At 36.4% G+C, this 20,803-nt stretch carries 9 protein-coding genes, 1 rRNA gene and 1 pseudogene; 3 read left to right on the forward strand and 8 right to left on the reverse strand.

Annotated features, from left to right (window positions below; genetic code table 11):
* Positions 1–7: 7 nt before the first annotated feature.
* Positions 8–607 (reverse strand): hypothetical protein, encoded by a 600-nt coding sequence (locus tag AAGD69_RS00970; RefSeq protein ID WP_341812268.1) that lies wholly within the window; start codon positions 605–607, stop codon positions 8–10.
* Positions 608–967: 360 nt separating this feature from the next.
* Complete coding sequence (locus AAGD69_RS00975; protein WP_410529857.1) at positions 968–1,780, reverse strand: transposase family protein; 813 nt, start codon at positions 1,778–1,780, stop codon at positions 968–970.
* Positions 1,781–1,881: 101 nt separating this feature from the next.
* Here AAGD69_RS00975 and AAGD69_RS00980 point away from each other — a divergent pair.
* Positions 1,882–2,664: pseudogene (locus tag AAGD69_RS00980) on the forward strand (IS110 family transposase); the annotation flags it as partial.
* A 454-nt stretch (positions 2,665–3,118) separates the two neighbouring features.
* Here AAGD69_RS00980 and uvrA read toward each other — a convergent pair.
* From uvrA to AAGD69_RS00995, 3 genes are all read right to left on the reverse strand, one after another.
* Entirely contained in the window at positions 3,119–5,923 is a 2,805-nt protein-coding gene (uvrA, locus tag AAGD69_RS00985) for an excinuclease ABC subunit UvrA (protein WP_341812270.1), read from the reverse strand.
* Positions 5,924–6,230: 307 nt separating this feature from the next.
* Positions 6,231–6,743, reverse strand: a complete 513-nt coding sequence (locus AAGD69_RS00990) for a hypothetical protein (RefSeq protein WP_341812271.1) — start codon at positions 6,741–6,743, stop codon at positions 6,231–6,233.
* A 206-nt stretch (positions 6,744–6,949) separates the two neighbouring features.
* Positions 6,950–9,964: a phosphoribosylformylglycinamidine synthase subunit PurL gene (locus tag AAGD69_RS00995; protein WP_341812272.1), complete on the reverse strand. Its 3,015-nt coding sequence runs from the start codon at positions 9,962–9,964 to the stop codon at positions 6,950–6,952.
* A 107-nt stretch (positions 9,965–10,071) separates the two neighbouring features.
* On the opposite strand from AAGD69_RS00995, the gene AAGD69_RS01000 reads away from it, so the two are divergent.
* Positions 10,072–12,831, forward strand: a complete 2,760-nt coding sequence (locus AAGD69_RS01000; RefSeq protein ID WP_341812273.1) for a PD-(D/E)XK nuclease family protein — start codon at positions 10,072–10,074, stop codon at positions 12,829–12,831.
* A gap of 124 nt (positions 12,832–12,955) precedes the next feature.
* Here the strand turns inward: AAGD69_RS01000 and AAGD69_RS01005 are convergent, their stop codons facing one another.
* From AAGD69_RS01005 to AAGD69_RS01015, 3 genes are all read right to left on the reverse strand, one after another.
* On the reverse strand, positions 12,956–13,768 hold the full coding sequence (locus tag AAGD69_RS01005; RefSeq protein WP_410529858.1) for a transposase family protein: 813 nt from the start codon (positions 13,766–13,768) through the stop codon (positions 12,956–12,958).
* 952 nt (positions 13,769–14,720) lie between these two features.
* Positions 14,721–16,505 carry a ribonucleoside-diphosphate reductase subunit alpha gene (locus AAGD69_RS01010; RefSeq protein ID WP_265033379.1) on the reverse strand — a complete coding sequence of 595 codons (1,785 nt, stop codon included), beginning with the start codon at positions 16,503–16,505 and terminating at the stop codon, positions 14,721–14,723.
* A gap of 58 nt (positions 16,506–16,563) precedes the next feature.
* Positions 16,564–17,640 carry a methyltransferase domain-containing protein gene (locus AAGD69_RS01015; protein WP_264329070.1) on the reverse strand — a complete coding sequence of 359 codons (1,077 nt, stop codon included), beginning with the start codon at positions 17,638–17,640 and terminating at the stop codon, positions 16,564–16,566.
* A 335-nt stretch (positions 17,641–17,975) separates the two neighbouring features.
* Between AAGD69_RS01015 and AAGD69_RS01020 the strand changes: the two genes are divergently transcribed.
* Positions 17,976–20,741: ribosomal RNA gene (locus AAGD69_RS01020) — 23S ribosomal RNA — on the forward strand.
* Positions 20,742–20,803: the final 62 nt, after the last annotated feature.

Below are 20,803 nucleotides of genomic sequence, written 5' to 3' on the forward strand. Positions count from 1 at the left end.
AAAAACTTTAAAATATGTCTAAATTTTCCAAAATAGGATGAATGATTATATCACCTTGTTCCGCAATAAGGTAGAATTTATCGATTTTGCTCACATCTACATTGATCATTTTTACACTGAAATTTTCAAGATTGTAAATATTACTTTCAGCACTTTTGTGATAATTATAATAATGTAATTTATTTTGATCATCAAAATAACCAAATTCATCAGCGAGGGTTCCCACTTTGCTACCTTTACCACTTTTGACTAGCTCAAATAGATCAATTGCATGGTTTTGAGATCCAGGCTCAATAGGCCCTTCTGCAGCAAAAAACTTAGGTGCATGACCAACGTATTCCTTAAATTTTAGATTATGAGTCTTTTTTACACTACCAAAATCCACAAACTTATATTCATCTGAAACGCCAGAATATTGTGGATCATACTTTTTATATTCAAAAAACTCATTACCTAAAAAATTACAAAACGTTAATTTATAATCATCATGATCGGATTTAACGACTTTAAGGTAATGAAAATCTCTAGGAATCTTTACTTCCTCTTCCGTGATATGATTACGTACAACAAGCTCACCATTTAGCACCGAACAGAAGAAATCTGTCAAACCAGGAAGAAACTCCTCAATTTAAGTTTTTAGTAGTTTTTAAGTATAGTTGTATAGGAAGCGCCTCTGAAGTTATAACCGAAATTTTCACTGGTGCCATAAGTGCCCGTCGTTTAGCATGGTTTTGGGAGGAACGGTCAAATCATTGATGGAGTTTTTTAGGCTACCTCGGTTAGGAGATTGTATTATCTAACCGTTCCAAGCTGAAGCGTTTCCCTATTACAAATTATAATAAGGGAGTTACTATGAAAAAAGCAAAAAGTAAATTAGAGATCATGAATCCTGATGCAGCAAGAATAAGACCTGCTGAGAATCAGGCAATAAAAAGAAGGAAAGGAGGGTGACTAAAATCAAGGTTAACTAAAAGGCGTGCTTAAGATTCACAATACCAGCAATAATATTGAACCTCAGGTTGTATTTTTTCTGAAAATTGCGGTAAACATGAGACATAATCTTAAATATCTTTATCTCACGGATCTTATTTTCTACTCTCATTCTAAATGATGCTAATCTTCTATTATGCTCTTTCTGCTCTGGAGTTAATGGCTTTTTACGATACTTTTTATATGGAATTATAACATTGCTTTGCAATTTTTGCCAACCTTGATATCCAGAATCGGCATATTTTATGCTATCGATTGGTAAATATTTTTCTTGTTTCCTTATGCGAAAATCATTAATTCTACCACGATATGAATTTGACACTGATAAAATTCTTCCACCTTCTTCGATAACAATCTCAGTTTTCATAGTGTTGGTTCTTTTTTTTCCTGAATATGATTTCTTCCGTTTTTTACTATCTTCTGGTCTCTGTATTTGCTGTTCTGTAACATCAGCCAGAATCTTCAGTATTTTTTCTGGTGTCATACTTCTATCTTTTGTTATAGTAACTTTTTTGGCAAGTAATGGCTCTATTTTCTTCAGTAACCTAAATACATTTGCGTTGTGAACATTGAACAGGCACCCTAAAAATCTATGTGTTATGTAAGTGCGATAGTACAAAATTACGCAAAATAACTTATCTTCTAGAGTTGGTAGTTGTGATCTTCTACCATGGCACTTTTTCTGTTTTTCAAGTCTTTCCCACCCAGACCTCACTTTTTCCACTACCTTTTCGAACTCCTCTATAGTTAAACCTGTTATACTACGAAAGTTTCTTGGGTGTTTCTTCATGTTATAGTAACTAAAGCTCATTTTTTTACCTTACTCAATCTGCTTATTCTTCTTCTACTTCTCTCACATTGTTTTTTCAATCACCTTTTGCAGCAGGTCTTATGAAAAAAGCAAAAAGTAAATTAGAGATCATGAATCCTGATGCAGCAGGAATAGATGTTGGTTCAGCTGTACATTATGTATGTGTACCAGAAGGAAGTGATGAACAGCGTATACAAAAATTTAGCTGCTTTACAGAGGATCTCCATAACATAGCAAAATGGCTGAAGAAATGTAAAGTTACTACAGTAGCCATGGAGTCAACAGGAGTATACTGGATTACTTTGTTCCAAGTACTTGAATCATATGGACTTGAAGTAAAGCTTGCAAATGCAAGACATGTAAAAAATGTACCTGGAAGAAAGTCAGATGTTCAGGATTGTCAATGGCTTCAACAACTACATAGTTATGGGTTAATCCAAGGATCATTTAGGCCAGATGATCAAATGTGTGTATTGCGTGGTTATGTTCGGCAACGTAAAAACTTAATTGAAAACGCTGCTAAACATATTAATCGCATGCAAAAGGTGTTAGTACAAATGAATATTCATTTACATAAAGTGACAAGCGATATTACTGGCGTCACAGGAATGCAAATTATTAAAGCAATAGTAGAAGGTGAAAGGAATCCTAAAAAACTAGCTGAATTCAGAAGTGTGAATATGAAGAATGATAAGGCTACTATAGCAAAAGCATTAACAGGCGATTATAGAGAAGAACATTTATTTGTATTAAAGCAAGAATATGAAGCATATAATTTTTTTCAAGAAAAAATAATTGAATGTGATAAAAGTATAGAGAACTATTACAAAGCATTAGAGACGAAGTCCGATGAGAGTAAAGAGTTAGGTAATGAACTAATGATCTTGTATCCGTTTTAAGACAATAATCCCCTGTCATTTTTGACGATAACTTAATTGGTAAGTATGACAAATATGCCACTAACAAAAATAAAGGTTGCAATATTATGTTGGCTGCTAAAATAGCACCCAGTGTACACAATGAATACACTCTCTCTGCTCTGTGGCCCACGTATTCACATTTATCATTGTTTTTATAATACTTGTTATAATCGTCTTTACTCTCAACTCCACAAATTACATCTTTCACAGGTCCTAATATATTATCAACATAATGTACAGACTTATAGAAACTATTTTCTGGAACTAGTGTGCAATCTTCTGCTCTCTTAGCAGGTACAATTCCATGTTTAGCATACCTTTTAAAATATTGATATATTGACATTATCCTCTCCAAATCATAAATATGCAACCTAGCCTAATATAATTAAGAAATAGTTTATGCTTGATTTAATAAATATGTTTTAAGATACCTTCCTGTAACACTTTCTGGAATTTTTGCCACTTCTTCTGGAGTTCCAGTAGCAATCACTTCTCCGCCTTTTATTCCGCCCTCTGGTCCGATGTCTATTATATAATCTGCAGTTTTTATAACATGCAAATTGTGCTCGATAACTATAACAGTGTTTCCCAGATCGACTAATCTATGGAGTATTTTTAGTAAGTTATTTATATCTTCAAAGTGTAATCCAGTTGTTGGCTCATCAAGAATATACAATGTTCTTCCGGTAAATCGTTTTGATAGCTCTTTGGACAGCTTTATTCGTTGTGCTTCACCCCCAGACAACGTTGTTGACGACTGTCCGAGTTTTATATAGCCAAGCCCCACTTCCTGTAAAGAAACCAACTTTTCTTTTACCATTGGAAGGTTTTCAAAAAAATCACAAGCCTGATCTATCGTCATATCAAGCACATCAGAGATTGATTTTCCTTTATAAGTAACTTCCAATGTTTCACGATTATACCTTCGCCCTTTACACTGCTCACACTTCACATAAACGTCCGGTAGAAAATGCATCTCTATCTTTAAGTGCCCATCACCTTTACAAGCCTCACACCTTCCCCCTCTGGTATTAAATGAAAACCGGCCTATATTATATCCCCTTGCTTTTGACTCCGAAAGACCTGCAAACCAATTTCTTATATGAGTAAACATACCGACATATGTTGCTGGATTTGACGCAGGAGTTCTACCAATTGGCGACTGATCAACTTCTATAACTTTATCTATATATTCAAGGCCTTCTATTCTATCACACCGACCATACCGTGCAGACGAATGATGTATCTTATGTGCTGAATATTTATATAACGTTTCTATGACTAAACTTGATTTTCCTCCTCCTGATATTCCAGTAACACAAATAAGATTCCCTATAGGAAATTTAACGTTCACATTTTTTAAGTTATTTTCACATGCATTTATTACTTTTATGAACTGAGTTGCTTGTTTTTTTCTCCTTGGAATTAAAATTTTTTTCTCTCCACTCAAATATTGCCCTGTTATGCTCCCTGAATTTCTTTGCACCTGGTCTGGTGTTCCTTCTGCAACAACTTTTCCACCATTTATGCCAGCTCCAGGACCAATATCAATCGCATAATCAGCAGCCATTATTGTATCTTCATCATGCTCAACAACGATTACAGTGTTACCCATGTCTCTCAAGTCTTTCAGTGTAGCAATTAACCGATCATTATCGCATTGATGAAGGCCTATCGAGGGTTCGTCAAGCACATACAGCACTCCTGTTAAACCAGAGCCAATTTGCGAAGCAAGTCTGATCCTCTGACTCTCACCGCCAGAGAGAGTGCTAGATTCTCGATCGAGCGTTAGGTAATTCAACCCTACATTTTTTAGAAATGCTAGCCTCTTGATTATTTCATTTAATATTTTACTTGAAATTTGCTTCTGTTGTTCTGTGAGCTTGTCTGGCAAATTTTCAAACCACTTAAGGGATTTATCGATGCTGAGCCCTGATATTTCACCTATATGTCTGCTATCAATTTTCACTGTGAGTGCTTCTTTTCTCAATCTATAGCCAGTACATTCCTTACAATGAATAACAGAGCAGTATCGCTCAACAAGCGTTTCATCATAATCCATCTGGTTCTCCAAGATACTGATCAAACCTTGAAATTTATTAGAGCCAAAGAGTATCATATCTTTTACTTCTTGATCTATGTTCTTCCACGGAACATCAAGGCTAAATTTACAATTTTCAGCCAGTGATAGAATTGCACTTTTTAGAAATCCATAACTTGTGTGCACTTGACGGAACATTGGTCCTACTGGCTTTAAAGCACCCTCAGATATTGAAAGAGTTTCATCTGGCACTATCAGCTTTACATCAACAGCCAGCTTTTTACCAAGCCCATTACACGAACCACATGCACCGTAAGGGCTGTTGAAAGAAAATAATCTTGGTTCTATTTCCTCAAGAGTGAAACCAGACTCGGGGCATGCAAAATTCTCTGAAAAAGTCAGAATTTGACCATTTTTATACTCGGAATTATGGTTGTCAGGTAGGTTTACTACTTCTACATACATTAGACCATTACCAAGTTTTAGTGCGGATTCTATACTACTTGGCAGTCGATTTCCTATATCGCCCAATATTGATATTCTATCTGCAACCACAAAAATGTCGTGTTTCTTGTTCTTATCGAGTTTAGGCAAGTCATCTACATTGTACACTTCACCATCTATTTTGAACCTTACGTAACCTTGTCTTTTAATTTCCAATATCTCTTTGAGATGTTCTCCCTTTCTACCACGCACAACAGGGGCAAGTATATATATTTTAGTTTCTAAAGGTAACGCAATTATAGTATCTACAATCTGAGATACAGTTTGCTTTGTTATCGGTAATCCAGTTGCAGGTGAATAAGGAACCCCTATTCGTGCATATACTAAGCGCAAGTAATCGTAAATTTCGGTAACAGTTCCAACTGTTGACCTTGGATTTTTTGAGATCGATTTCTGGTTGATAGATATTGCAGGGGAAAGACCTGTAATCGACTCAACATCTGGTTTATCCTGAATGTTGAGAAATTGACGCGCGTAAGCTGATAGGCTTTCAACGTATCGGCGTTGGCCTTCTACATAAATCGTATCAAATGCGAGACTAGATTTACCAGAACCACTTAGCCCAGTTATAACAACTAGCTTATTTTTCGGTATATTGACATCTATACCTTGCAGATTATGTTCCCTTGCACCCTTAACTCTTATAAAATCGTCCATATTATACTATATAACGTATTTTAACCATTATAGCCTTAAAATACATGAATTTACAGTGATATGTTGATTTTCTATTAATTTTTTCAACTGTTACGGAAAATTAGGCAGCGTTTGATAAATCGTCATTCCGCTACTTGTTAGCGGAATCTATGCTGAGATACCGGGCGGTATGACGTAGGGCTGTACAACTTGTGTTAGAGTCTTAGGGCAAATCTACTACCTATAAATTCTAAACTTTTGTTACGTATTAGGACCACCAAATACATCCCCAGGACCCAAAGTCAGTTTAGCTATATCAGAAAACAGGTTATGTGGAAATCTTAAAATACTTCTTGTTCGCCAAGCAAAATAAATACATTCCTACAAACAAGCAGATGCTTAATACTGACGCATAAGAAAACTTAAAAATTAAATCTCTAATATATATTGATAAGCATTTACCTGCAGAAAATTTGTATAGTAATCCAACACATACAACGGCACTATCAATTACTGATTCCATAATTAAAGTAATGAAATTTGCCATATGAAAATTCAACTTGGACTTCAATTTTTCAAAAACAATTATGCTTGAGAGAAGAGATACTAAAATTGCAGCATATGAAGTCAATATTATCAAACTAAAACTTTGCCATTTTAAAATACAGCATAGCGCTGTACACACTATTAAGCTATACGTAGCTTTTTTTTTGCCATAAAATTCAACCATTGAATTTACAACTAAAGCAGCTCCTATAAATAAAGCAGCACATATCATCAATTTATTTGAAGTGTTGAGTAAAGAAAGACTGATAAATAAGAGTGTTGGTAAAATAGACATAATTACCTACCAAAATTTAATAACATACATTTATTTTAAGTAAATATTGCACATAGTGAAAGAGTTATTTAACCTAATGGAAAACAAAAAACATTTTAAACTGACATGCTATAGCTACCCAAGAAAGGGTTTCCTACGTCATATCGCCGCGGCCGCTAACAAGCAGCGGGATGACGAGTTTGTCGTTTATCAAATCGTCTGTAAACCTAAGTTACTTTAGCTATATAATAACTATTTCCCAAATCTTTCAGATTTACTTTTAAAACATCCTTTATGTTTAGCACCTTTTTCTCTGTTACTTTGCCAATACATGAATAAGCCGCATCTTCAAATAACGCTTCAAACCTCTGCTGATTTTGTGGTGCAATAGTAACCAAAATTCTACTTTGCGATTCAGAAAACATTATTATCTTGTTTATTATGTCTGTATTTTGTGTTTTTCCTATTGGTACTAGTGAAAGATCGATTTCAGCACCAAGGTCTCCTGCAATTAGCGATTTTGCCAGAGCAATAATTAATCCGCCCAAGTTTGGTGCAATTGTAGAGGCAATTATGCCATCTTTTATTGCCTGGTTGTAACGCTCATACAACTTCCTAGCGCTCTTTGCATCAACTTTTGGCACGTTGTTATTATCTATTCCACTATATAACTGATATTCAGATCTACCAAGCTCATCGTGGGTTGTACCAAGCACATATATCAAGTCCCCTGGCATTTTCACATCAAGCGATACCGCATTTTCAATATTTTCTATAACTCCAATTGCTGAAATGAGTAATGAAGGTGGTGCAGATATCATCACTTTCTCGCCATTTTCATCATATCCCTTAAAGTCGTTAAACATACTATCTTTTCCGGATATGAATGGTGTTTTAAATGCAGTTGCAAAGTCGTAACAAGCCTCTGCAGCTCTCTTTAGTTGCCACAACCTTTCTGGATTATAAGCATCACACCAGCAAAAATTATCGAGCAACGCTAGATGATTTATATTTCCTCCTGCAGCTACGTAGTTGCGTATGGCAGTGTCAATCGCACATGCTGCCATGTGGTAAGTGTCAATTTCTCCATAACTTGAGCCAAATCCTTGCGATTTCACAACCCCTTTATTTGAAGAAAGAACTGGCCTTGAGACGATAGCTTCGCTGCATACTCTTCCCTTGCCTTGCAGTGGTTTCAGTATTGACGACCCCTGAACCTCATGGTCATATTGCACCACTATGAACTCTTTGCTGCATATGTTTGGTCTGCTTAGCATTTCTTTTAGTTCAGTCTCTTGGCTGAGTATCATTTCGGTGTTGTGCGCTGGAATGACAGCAGGCTCCTTAGACCATGGCTTTGTTTGTAAATGCACTTTGGGATTACCGTCATGCAGAAATTCAGTTTCGATGTCCATTATTACTTTCCCTTCAGGACATTTAACAACAGCTTTACCACTTTCGTTAAACTCTCCAATCACACAAACCTCCACATCATGTTTTTTCATGATTTGCTTAAACGTAGGAAGATTTTCTTCTGGCACTGCTAAGGTCATTCTCTCTTGTGATTCTGATATCCATATTTCCCACGGAGCCATACCATCGTTTTTAAGGAGAACCTTGCTCAAATCAACTTCAAATCCGTCTTTTCCCATTTCACCAATGGACGATGATAGACCGCCTGCTCCATTATCCGTTATTGCATTATAAAGACCAAGCTCTCTTGCTTTTATGACGGCATTGGATAGTTTTTTTTGTGTTATGGGGTCGCCAATTTGCACAATCGTTGAAGGGCTGTTTCCCGACAAAGCCTCTGAAGAAAACGTTGCACCGTGAATTCCATCTCTTCCAACTCTTCCACCAATAATTACGATTTTATCGCCGTTTTTAGGCCCTTTGATGTGTGAAGGTACATTATTTATACTGCGCGGAATAGTTCCAACACTTCCAACAAAGACCAGCGGCTTTCCACAAAATCTATCGTCAAAATATACTGATCCAAGTTGTGTTGGAATACCGCAGCAGTTGCCAGCAACATTAACGCCATGAATCACTTCTTTCATTAGATATTTTGGCGGTAAAATCTCATCAGTACGCTCCTTGTCCCTATAAAATTTGCCTTTTGCTTCTTTGGCAAAGCAAAAGTAATAGGTATTCATTATAGGCTCCGCGCCTTTCCCGAAACCCACTATATCACGATTAACTCCAAGTACTCCGGTCATTGCTCCACCAAATGGATCAAGAGCTGAAGGGCTATTGTGAGTTTCAACTTTATCTACAATCAAGTAATCGTCATCAAAAATTATTCCTCCTGCGTTGTCGGAGAAAACTGACACGCATATGTCAGAATTTATCTCACGCGTTGCACGCTTAATATAATGAGCATATAGACCGTCTTTTATTTCATCAATAGGGGAGCAAAAAATATTGTGTTTACAATGTTCAGACCAAGTCTGTGCCAGAGACTCAAGTTCAATATCATATGGATTTCTAACGAGTTTTTTAAAGTAATCCTTTATAGCTTTCATTGCTGCCAGCGAGAGCCCTAAAGTGCCATTACCATCGATTCCATCTCTGCTGATTTTTTCAAGCTCTTGGTCACTCACATTGAGGTCAACAGACTTAGCGTCCTTTTTCACGGACTGATACTGAGTAAACTTCTTATATTTACCATAATATTTCCAGCTATAGTTATTATTTTCCTTACAGATAAGTGTGCAATATTCAGTGATAGGGTTGAATTCTTGTTTTATATCATCTTCAGTTGGCAAATTCCCTTGACTTAGAATCAATTTTGAACTTCTTGCTTTGATTTTAATTGGTGTCATTCCAGCGCTTGACGCTGGAATCTGCGTTTTCTCTTTCTGGATCCCAGTGTCAAGCACTGGGATGACAGAAGGGAGGGCTGGGATGACAGGCTGGTCGATATAGCCTTTGCTTATTAAATATTCTGTAATAATTTGTTTTGCTGTGTTGCCTACATTGTCAGTCATGCCAGGTAAAAAGCTTATCTCCAAGCCCCACTTTGCTTGTGGTTCTATGAAGTTATATTGAACTTCTTCAAGGTTTTGATTGTAGGAATAATAACGGCAGTCTTGTATGACTTTATTATAAAATAGCCCACAAATTTCTTCATGTAATTTTGATGGTAATTCTTTGCTTATGTAAATCAAGTAAACATTAACTACCCTTCTGCGGCCAACTTGTTCACATTTATTAAAAACTTCTATTCTGATGTTTGCCATGTAATATTGTGAAAGACTTTAATATATCATAGCATAAGAAACTGCGAGCACATTTATATTTTGAGTGATTTCTATATAATAAAATATTGTATTAATTGTTACTGTTAGTGGGAAGAGTTTTTACCGTTAACGTGGATGAGTCCTTTTTCAATGTATTGGTTCAGCACATATTTTCTGAATATGAAAGAGAAAAAATTCCCGAGATAAAGATCATACTTCCCTGCAAAAGGGATGTAATAGCGCTGCTGAGTGCGTTCAAGAATTATAACGCTAAAAAATGCATAATTTTGCCAGAGATAGTTTCGCTAGAGAACATCGATGAGGAGGATTTAATATTAAATCTTGATAGAGTTAAAGTTATCAATCCAACAAAGAGGACGCTGCTACTCATTCAATTCATATTGGAGTGGAATAGAAAAAATAATGATAATTTCCCCATTGATTTAGCTTATAGCCTGCCATCATTGCTTGATAAAATTCAATCTACCCAAACAACGGATTGTTATAAATTCGATGAACATTCAAAAAAAATAGAGAATTTCATAAGCTTACTCATTGAGAGTTGGAATAAAATTTTAAAAGATTTAGGAGTAGTAGATATATTAGAACATAAGAGTGATTACATAAACAATATGATAATCTCTTTACAAAAAGACCAACATATAATCTTTGTTGGAATTGGAAAGGATAAGTCGTTAATTAAGGCTATATATGACCTGCCGTTTGGAAAAATAATTTTGCCTAATCTGAATTTGAAAATTAAAGAGAAAGATTGGCAATCACTTGATAAAAAACATTATCAATATTGCCTGAAAGATCTGCTCGATTATTTAAAAGTGGATAGAAGGGATGTTAGCTGCTTGAACACTATAGAGAATGAAATAACTGACTATGTTTTTGATACAACTGCCGATCTAAGCAAAGTTAGTAATGGACATATTGGCAATATTGAAGTCATCACTTGTGATTCCAGAGAGGAAGAAGCACAAGTGACATCATTAATTATAGAGAATGAAGGTTATGAAAACGTTTCTTTGGTTGTCTTTGATAAATTACTTGCAGCTCGTATAGCATGTTTATCAAGGCAACACAGTGCCATACCGGAAAATTATCCTTATATAACACTCCTACTTTATAGTATCGAAGTTTTGACCTCAAATTGGAGCAGTGTGTCATTACTTTCGCTCCTTAAACATAGGCTAGTGACTTTTGATTACACTCAAGAAGAGTACTCTCAGATTTTATCTGAATTTGAAATAGAGATATTACGCAACTTTAGTACAAATGGCCTTAAAGATATTATAGATGCTATTAATACCTATAAAAAGCTAAAATATAAAGAGGATATATTACTCATTATCAATAGGTTAGAGGCTATACTTAATCTTTTACTTAACTCTATAAATTGCCCTATTTCTGATGTGGTGGCAACTCATTTGCAGTGTATTAATGTGCTATCTGGTATAAATTTTTCAGAGCTAAATAGTGAAATAGGTAATTTCACCTGTAATTTCTTGAATGCATTTGAGGGTATAGAAATTAAGTGCTCCTTAGAGTTATATAGCCAAATTCTGACCTTATTTTTAGAGAAAGAGTTTTTCTCTGTAGCAAGTGACTTGAATAAATTCAGCTTATATCACAACAAAGTTGTAATACTCGCTGGATTTAATGAAGCGCCAAGCTTTCAAAGTCCGCTTTTGAATGCACTTACGAGAGAAAAATTTAACCTTCCTTCTGCGCAAGAAGAGCAGGGGTATTTTTTTTATACTTTACACAATTTGTTTTGTGCAAGTAAGGTTTATATTACAAGATCGCTAAGCCATAGAAAACCAATTCTATTGCAGCGTTTGGAAATTCTGTTCAAGGAGGGGAAACAGCCGTATCGCGATTGGCTGAGGATATTAAATACGCCTGAATGTACTGTTCCATGTACTCAGCCTATGCCAAAACCTCAAACCGAAGTTAGAAAAGAAAAAATGCAGGTGATGTCTTGCAGTGCAATAGAAAAGCTAATTCGTAATCCTTATTCATTTTACGTTGAATATATACTGGGCCTTAAACAATTAAGAGACTTGAATTTTAAGCCATCGATATTGGAATTTGGCACTATGGTGCACAACATTCTTGCAAGATATTTACGCAACAAAAAGTCGCCAATGAGCATTGCACGAAAAGCATTCTCGACTAGTCAGTTTAATTTTTCAAATATGTGGTGGGTAAGACTGCAAAGGATAATTCAATCTTTTGTTGAATTTGATGAAACTCGAAGCAATTATGTTGAATTGGAAAAGAGCTTTTCCTGTCCGATATTTCATATTCCAGCGCGTGACACACAACTGCGCGGATGCTGTACGACTTCCAATAAGAAGAAGGGTGTCATCCCAGTTCCCAGACACTGGGATCCAGAAAATTTGATTGCAACCAAACAACCGTATAATGAAAACTGGATTCCAGTGTCAGCTACTTGCATGACAAAAGCAATTTCACTGACAGCAAGATGTGATAGAGTTGAGTATCTACCAAGTGGGCAAGTAGCAATTATAGACTATAAACTTGGTTCACCACCTTCCAACGAAGAAGTAATGTCGGGGTTTTTTCCGCAATTAATTTTACAAGCCTTAGCGGTAGAACATATAACAAGAAGAGAAGTCTCAGAACTTGCTTATTGGAAACTTGATTATGATAAAATAAAAGTTATTTCTATACAAAATTATAGATACAAAATGCAAGAATTAAAAAATGATCTGCCTGGTTTTTTATCTAATTATTTAAGTAATTCCACACCTTTTATTGCCTCTCCATATTTTGATAAATTCCTGAGATTTAACAGCTATAAACAGCTAGAAAGGGTAGGGGAGTGGTTGTAAATGGTGTCATCCAAGTAGCTGACACTGGTTCCTTTATGACGGCAGTGCCACTATGATGTCATTAGACCTGCTGCGAATCAAGCAATAAAAAGAAGGAAAGGAGGGTGACTAAAATCAAGGTTAACTAAAAGGCGTGCTTAAGATTCACAATACCAGCAATAATATTGAACCTCAGGTTGTATTTTTTCTGAAAATTGCGGTAAACATGAGACATAATCTTAAATATCTTTATCTCACGGATCTTATTTTCTACTCTTATTCTAAATGATGCTAATCTTCTATTATGCTCTTTCTGCTCTGGAGCTAATGGCTTTTTACGATACTTTTTATATGGAATTATAACATTGCTTTGCAATTTTTGCCAACCTTGATATCCAGAATCGGCATATTTTATGCTATCGATTGGTAAATATTTTTCTTGTTTCCTTATGCAAAAATCATTAATTCTACCACGATATGACTTTGACACTGATAAAATTCTTCCACCTTCTTCGATAATAATCTCAGTTTTCATAGTGTTGGTTCTTTTTTTTCCTGAATATGATTTCTTCCGTTTTTTACTATCTTCTGGTCTCTGTATTTGCTGTTCTGTAACATCAGCCAGAATCTTCAGTATTTTTTCTGGTGTCATACTTCTATCTTTTGTTATAGTAACTTTTTTGGCAAGTAATGGCTCTATTTTCTTCAGTAACCTACATACATTTGTGTTGTGCACATTGAACAGGCACCCTAAAAATCTATGTGTTATGTAAGTGCGATAGTACAAAATTACGCAAAATAACTTATCTTCTAGAGTTGGTAGTTGTGATCTTCTACCATGGCACTTTTTCTGTTTTTCAAGTCTTTCCCACCCAGACCTAACTTTTTCCACTACCTTTTCGAACTCCTCTATAGTTAAACCTGTTATACTACGAAAGTTTCTTGGGTGTTTCTTCATGTTATAGTAACTAAAGCTCATTTTTTTACCTTACTCAATCTGCTTATTCTTCTTCTACTTCTCTCACATTATTTTTTCAATCACCTTTTACAGCAGGTCTATTCCAGTCTGGAATCCAGCCTTTCCATCCAAGACGGTGTCATCCGAGTAGCTGACACTAGTTCCTTTGTGACGGTGTCATCCCAGTGCCTAGACACTGGGATCCAGAAAAGTTTGCTTGTAAGCAAGCAAACTAGCATAGAAAGTGGTTGTTAAAACACAACGTTTTCGATGAGATTATATGGAAAACTGGATTCTAGACTGGAATGACAAGTTCTTGGCAAACCCCTACGTCATACTGCCGCGGTATCTCTAGATCCCGCTAACACGTAGCGGGATAACGGTTGTCAGGGTAGTACCTTCTCCTGTCATCCCAGTGCCCTGACTACTTGGATCCAGAAAACTTAACTTTAAATAAGTGGCTGCATAATAAAGACTAGATTTCAGCGTCACGCGCTGGAATGACACCATTTTCGGTCTCTTAAATTGTTTTAGCTACAAACATTAAGAAATTTACCAAATAAAAAAAAGGCAAAGAAATCCCGTGGTGCGAGTTTTGACCCTCTAATACTTTAAATTGGCGCTGTAATAATGTGCTGACGCTTAGTTTAAGCGCGATTTGGCTGAATGTAGAAAAAATTTAAAAGACATGCAGCCGCTATAATTTTATGTAATCCGCCAAAAAATACTCTAAGTTTTTTACTGAATTTTGTCATTGAACCTGCGCAGATCAAAAACAAGTTTTGAGTCAGAAATACCCTTATTATCATAATAAGGGGGCTGGCGGAGTTTGTCAAGGAAGTTTTTTCGTTTCTATTCCCAAGAAAAGTTCGTTATATGGTTATGCAAGAAGTCTATTATATTTCCTTACCCATTTGCTTAACTTTCTCTCTACTTTTTTTGAATAAGGTCACTATTGGCATGACAAACATTCATCGTAGTCAATATCTGTTTTGTGTTGCAATATTTCACTTTTTTTGAATATGTCATGCGAAACCTTGTCAGCTCTCTGCATTGATTGTGATCTGCAGTAATATAAGCTCTTCAATCCTTTTTTCCAGGCAAGCATGTGTATTTTATGCAAGTAACGTTTGTGTATGTTGGCAGGCAAGAACAGATTGACTGATTGAGACTGACAAACATACGGAGTTCTATCACTTGCATGTTCTATAATCCATCTTTGATCAAGCTCGTACGCTGTTTTAAATGTCAATTTTTCATGCTCACTAAGAAAATCTAAATGCTGAACGGAACCCTCGTTTGTCGAAATTGAAGACCATATTTTATCATTGTCTTGATTTTTTTCTGCTAGTAGTTTTTGCAAGAATTTATTTCGCACTACAAATGAGCCTGTCAGTGTCTTTTGTATGAATACGTTTGCTGCATATGGCTCTATTCCAGGAGAGGTATTGCCTGCAATAATGGAGATTGAGGCAGTTGGAGCAATAGCGAGCTTGTGTGTAAACCTTTCCATTAGATCGACTTCTTTGGCATCAAGACATGCCCCCTTTTCTTCTGCCAATTTTTTAGAAACTATATCTGCTTGCTCACGTAAATACTTAAATATTTTTTTATTCCATTGTTGTGCTATTACTGATTCAAAAGGAACCATTTTGCTTTGTAAAAATGAATGAAAACCCATCACACCAAAACCAATACTGCGTTCTCTGGCTGCAGAATATTTTGCTCGCTGCATTTCATTCGGTGCTTTATTTATGAAATCTTCCAATACATTATCAAGAAAGCGCATTATATCTTCTATGAAGAGTTTATTGTCTTTCCATTCTTCGTAGTACTCAAGGTTTACGGATGATAGACAACACACAGCAGTGCGTGACTTATTCAGGTGATCATAACCTGTAGTTAAAGTTATTTCACTGCATAGATTTGACATCTTGATGTCTAAGTTGAGCTTTTTGTAAGATTCTGGCTTATTGTTATTTGTTGCATCAAGGAAAATAATGTAAGGTTCTCCAGTTTCAACTCTTGCTGTTAATATTTTGATCCATATATCCCGCGCTTTTACAGTTGAAATAACCTTATTGTTGTGAGGGCTTATTAAATTCCATTCTTGATCATTCTCAACAGCCTGCATAAATTTATCTGTTACTATTACAGCATGATGTATATTTAACGCTTTGCGATTTGGGTCACCGCCTGTTGGCTTGCGCAAATCCAGAAACTCTTCTATCTCCGGATGAGATACAGGAAGATAGACTGCTGAACTTCCTCGCCTTAAGGATCCCTGACTAATTGCGAGCGTTAGAGCATTTTGCACCACAATAAATGGTACAATTCCTGATGTTTTACCACTACCTTTTACACTTTCACCAATTGAACGTAAATTTCCCCAATAACTACCTATGCCTCCTCCACGTGCAGCAAGCCAAACATTTTCATTCCATAAGTCAACTATTCCCTGCAAGCTGTCTTCGGTTTCATTAAGAAAGCAAGAGATAGGCAACCCTCTCTTGGTGCCACCATTGCTGAGTATTGGTGTTGAAGGCATGAACCACAAGTTGCTCATGTAGTCATAAAGACGCTGCGCATGTTCTTTGTTATCAGAATAGTAATTAGCAATACGTGCAAAGAGGTCTTGGTAACTTTCATTTTCTATTAAATACCTGTCTGATAGAACTGCTTTTCCAAAATCAGTTAATTTGCTATCCTTTGCGTAATTAATAGTAATGTTATTCATAAAATTCCTTTTATTCTTTTATTATATATAGATATTTAAAAGCCACTTTGAGCGATTTTTAAGTTAGGTTTTTCGGATTTTCTTGTTGATGCTGTAATGCAAACAAGATACCGTCAACTTGACTGCCATATATTTTACAGTAACTCATATAACTTATCTGCATATTTATTTTTTTTGCAACATGTTGAACATAACTTTCTGAGTGACGAAAATAGTCTCCTTTGTTTACAAAGTCAATACCTTCACCTTCCTTTCTTCTTATTAAACATATAATAACCCCTTTTTTGCTCGTAGATCTTTTTGCTAATTCCAATTCTTCTTGAAAGTCATGTAGATAATGTAGCACTTCAGCAAAGATAATTACATCATACTGCTGGTTTTTCTTTTGTTTAAGAAACTCTTTCATTTCCATATGTATTAATTCATTGTAAACAGGCTTACCTTTTATAAAGCATCCTCTTGCGATATTTAGCATTCTACTTGAAATGTCAATTCCTGTTATGTGGCTTCCAGTACTATTTATTTTCAAGAAATGACCACATATTCCAGTCCCACAACCAAGGTCAAGTATATTGAGTTCAGAAGTGGAGTTGTTGAAGATTTTTGTAATTATCATGTGTACAAGTTCATGCCCTCTATATTGTTTAGCAATCAACCAGTGCTCAACAAAATATTCACCTGTGTAATCAAAATATTGTCTTATGAGGTTTTTTGGCAATTCTGTAATAGGCGCTGAGTTTGTCATTTTTTTTATATAGTAAGATGCTTCCTCGTGATCACTATCTAATTTTAGTGTCTGTGTTAAATAATTATAAGCTTTATTAGTATTCCCTACCGCAAAATGACACCTTCCGATGTTATACCAGACTATGGGTAAATGGGGGTAAAATATGCTAATTAACCAAAATCGTAACTTTGCATCTGATATGCTACCTTTATAAAAGTGATATAAACCGATTTCAATGTTGGTATTTAACAGGTTCTTAGATTTTTTAAGAAGCACTGTCATTTCTTTATGAAGAGTATTATATTTATTCACAATGAAGTGTTTTACTTTCTTAATATTTAATACACCAATGAGCTTAGACATACAATTTAAAGCAACGTTTTTTATAAAAGAGAGATTACTTTTCATACATGAGAAATACTCCGAATGTTCATTATCATTTTTAGGCAATTGATTTTAACACATTTTATCTTACAAAATATCTTTTTCATTAATTTTTACTGTATATATAAGTTTACCGCATATTTCTCAGATTGTACTGTTTAGGATTGCTAGTATATTGTTGTTGATAATATAAGTAAATGTTTTGTGCAAAAAGGCGTTGACATATTATTTGTTAGGTTATAATATATAAAAGATTAATTTAGTTTTTAGATGTTTGACAAGTTTTATGGTAGAGATTAATTTAATCTCAATTCAATTTTAATAATATTTAACTCTGCATATTCTGCATATAGTCGGATAAATAAATTATGAAGAGCACTTGATGGATGCCTTGGCGTTAAGAGGCGATGAAGGACGTGGTAGGCTGCGATAAGCTGTGGGGAATTGTCAACAAATTTTGATCCGCAGATTTCCGAATGGGGAAACCCAACTAGCTTGGCTAGTTATTACATACTAAGTATGTAAAGCAAACTTGGTGAACTGAAATATCTAAGTAGCCAAAGGAAAAGAAATCAACCGAGATTCTGTTAGTAGTGACGAGCGAAAGCGGAAAAGGCTAGTGATTTAAGAATAAGAATTAGAATACTCTGGAAATAGTAACCATAGAAGGTGATAGTCCTGTATAAGTAGAAAGTTTTTAAATCCTTGAGTAGAGCGGGGCACGTGAAATCCTGTTTGAATATGGGGGGACCATCCTCCAAGCCTAAATACTCCTTAACGACCGATAGTGAACAAGTACCGTGAGGGAAAGGTGAAAAGAACCCCGGGAGGGGAGTGAAATAGAATCTGAAATCAAGTGCTTACAAACAGTTGGAGCTCTGTATCAATTTATTGATATTTAGAGTGACAGCGTACCTTTTGCATAATGGGTCAGCGAGTTAATCTATGAAGCAAGCTTAAGCCGTTAGGTGTAGGCGTAGCGAAAGCAAGTCTGAATAGGGCGTTTTAGTTTTATGGATTAGACCCGAAACCAAGTGATCTAGTCATGACCAGATTGAAGGTGTGGTAAAACACACTGGAGGATCGAACCAGTTAATGTTGCAACATTATTGGATGAGTTGTGATTAGGGGTGAAAGGCCAATCAAACTTGGAAATAGCTGGTTCTCCGCGAAATCTATTTAGGTAGAGCGTTGTATGTATGTTGTTGGGGGTAGAGCACTGGATAGACTAGGGGGATTCACCGTCTTACCAAATCTAACTAAACTCCGAATACCAACAATTAATTATACAGCAGGCACACTACGGGTGCTAAGTCCGTGGTGGAAAGGGAAACAACCCAGATCACTATCTAAGGTCCCAAAATTACAGCTAAGTGGGGAAGGAAGTAGAAAAACCATTACAGCTAGGAGGTTGGCTTGGAAGCAGCCATCCTTTAAAGAAAGCGTAACAGCTCACTTGTCTAAATAAGTTTTTCTGCGCCGAAAATGTACCGGGGCTAAAGCTGTATACCGAAGATGTGAGTGCTTATTGATTTCGATCAATAGGCGCGGTAGCGGAGCGTTCCGTAAGTCTGTGAAGGTGGTTTGTGAAAACTGCTGGAGATATCGGAAGTGAAAATGCTGACATAAGTAGCGTAAAAGAGTGTGAAAAACACTCTCACCAAAAATCTAAGGGTTCCTACGTTAAGTTAATCTGCGTAGGGTTAGTCGGTTCCTAAGGCGAGTCCGTAAAGGAGTAGTCGATGGCAATTAGGTTAATATTCCTAAACCTCTTAAGTGTGACGGGTTTCGTATTTGTATAGATCTTATTGGATTGATCTATGCTTAAAAGAAGCTCCAGGAAATAGCACTTATATTTATGAGGCCGTACCGCAAACCGACACTGGTGGATGAGTAGAGTATACTAAGGTGTTGAAAGAATGATGTTGAAGGAACTCGGCAAATTATACCTGTAACTTCGGAAGAAGGGTAACCTGCTTTTAGGCAACTATGAGTAGGTGGCACAAAATAGGGAGTAGCGACTGTTTACTAAAAACACAGGACTCTGCAAACACGTAAGTGGAAGTATAGGGTCTGACGCCTGCCCGGTGCTGGAAGGTTAATAGGAGGGGTGCAAGCTCTAAATTGAAGCCCCAGTAAACGGCGGCCGTAACACTGACGGTCCTAAGGTAGCGAAATTCCTTGTCGGGTAAGTTCCGACCCGCACGAATGGCGTAACGATTTCTCCACTGTCTCCAACATCACTTCAGCGAAATTGAATTCCCCGTGCAGATGCGGGGTACCCGCGGTTAGACGAAGAGACCCCGTGCACCTTTACTATAGCTTTACATTGCTATTAAAAGTGTGATGTGCAGGATAGGTGGGAGACTTTGAAGTTATGGCGCTAGCTATAATGGAGTCAACCTTGAGATACCACCCTTTACACTTTTGATATCTAACTATGTTTCATTATCTGGAACTAGGACATTGTATGGTGGGTAGTTTGACTGGGGCGGTCGCCTCCTAAAAAGTAACGGAGGCGTGCGAAGGTAAGCTAGAGCTGGTCGGAAATCAGCTTGAGAGTATAATGGCATAAGCTTGCCTGACTGCGAGGCTGACAAGCCAAGCAGAGACGAAAGTCGGTCATAGTGATCCGGTGATTCTGTATGGAAGGGTCATCGCTCAACGGATAAAAGGTACGCCGGGGATAACAGGCTGATGGTGTTCGAGCGTTCATAGCGACGACACCGTTTGGCACCTCGATGTCGACTCATCACATCCTGGGGCTGAAGAAGGTCCCAAGGGTTCGGCTGTTCGCCGATTAAAGTGATACGTGAGTTGGGTTTAGAACGTCGTGAGACAGTTCGGTTTCTATCTGCCGTGGGTGAAGGAAATTTGAGAAGGTCTGACTCTAGTACGAGAGGACCGAGATGGATATACCTCTGGTGTACCAGTTGTTATGCCAATAGCATCGCTGGGTGGCTATGTATAGATGGGATAATTGCTGAAAGCATATAAGCAAGAAACCCTCTTCAAAAAGATTTCCCAATTAAGGCCGTGGAAGACTACCACGTTGATAGGCTAGGTGTGGAAGCATGGTAACATGTGAAGCTAACTAGTACTAATAGCCTGATTGATTTATTTGCTTTCTATATGTGTGTATGCAGCGTTAAATATTAAGTTAAAATTGTTAAGTTAGAAATTTTTA

This window comes from Wolbachia endosymbiont (group A) of Conops quadrifasciatus (assembly GCF_964027015.1).
In the GTDB taxonomy this organism is placed as follows: Bacteria; Pseudomonadota; Alphaproteobacteria; order Rickettsiales; family Anaplasmataceae; genus Wolbachia.

Bases quoted from the DNA above. Each gene is read 5' to 3' on its own strand.
- AAGD69_RS00975 (WP_410529857.1), bottom strand. From the start codon at position 1,780: ATGAAGAAACACCCAAGAAACTTTCGTAGTATAACAGGTTTAACTATA.
- uvrA (WP_341812270.1), bottom strand. From the start codon at position 5,923: ATGGACGATTTTATAAGAGTTAAGGGTGCAAGGGAACATAATCTGCAA.
- AAGD69_RS00990 (WP_341812271.1), bottom strand. From the start codon at position 6,743: ATGTCTATTTTACCAACACTCTTATTTATCAGTCTTTCTTTACTCAAC.
- AAGD69_RS00995 (WP_341812272.1), bottom strand. From the start codon at position 9,964: ATGGCAAACATCAGAATAGAAGTTTTTAATAAATGTGAACAAGTTGGC.
- AAGD69_RS01005 (WP_410529858.1), bottom strand. From the start codon at position 13,768: ATGAAGAAACACCCAAGAAACTTTCGTAGTATAACAGGTTTAACTATA.
- AAGD69_RS01010 (WP_265033379.1), bottom strand. From the start codon at position 16,505: ATGAATAACATTACTATTAATTACGCAAAGGATAGCAAATTAACTGAT.
- AAGD69_RS01015 (WP_264329070.1), bottom strand. From the start codon at position 17,640: ATGAAAAGTAATCTCTCTTTTATAAAAAACGTTGCTTTAAATTGTATG.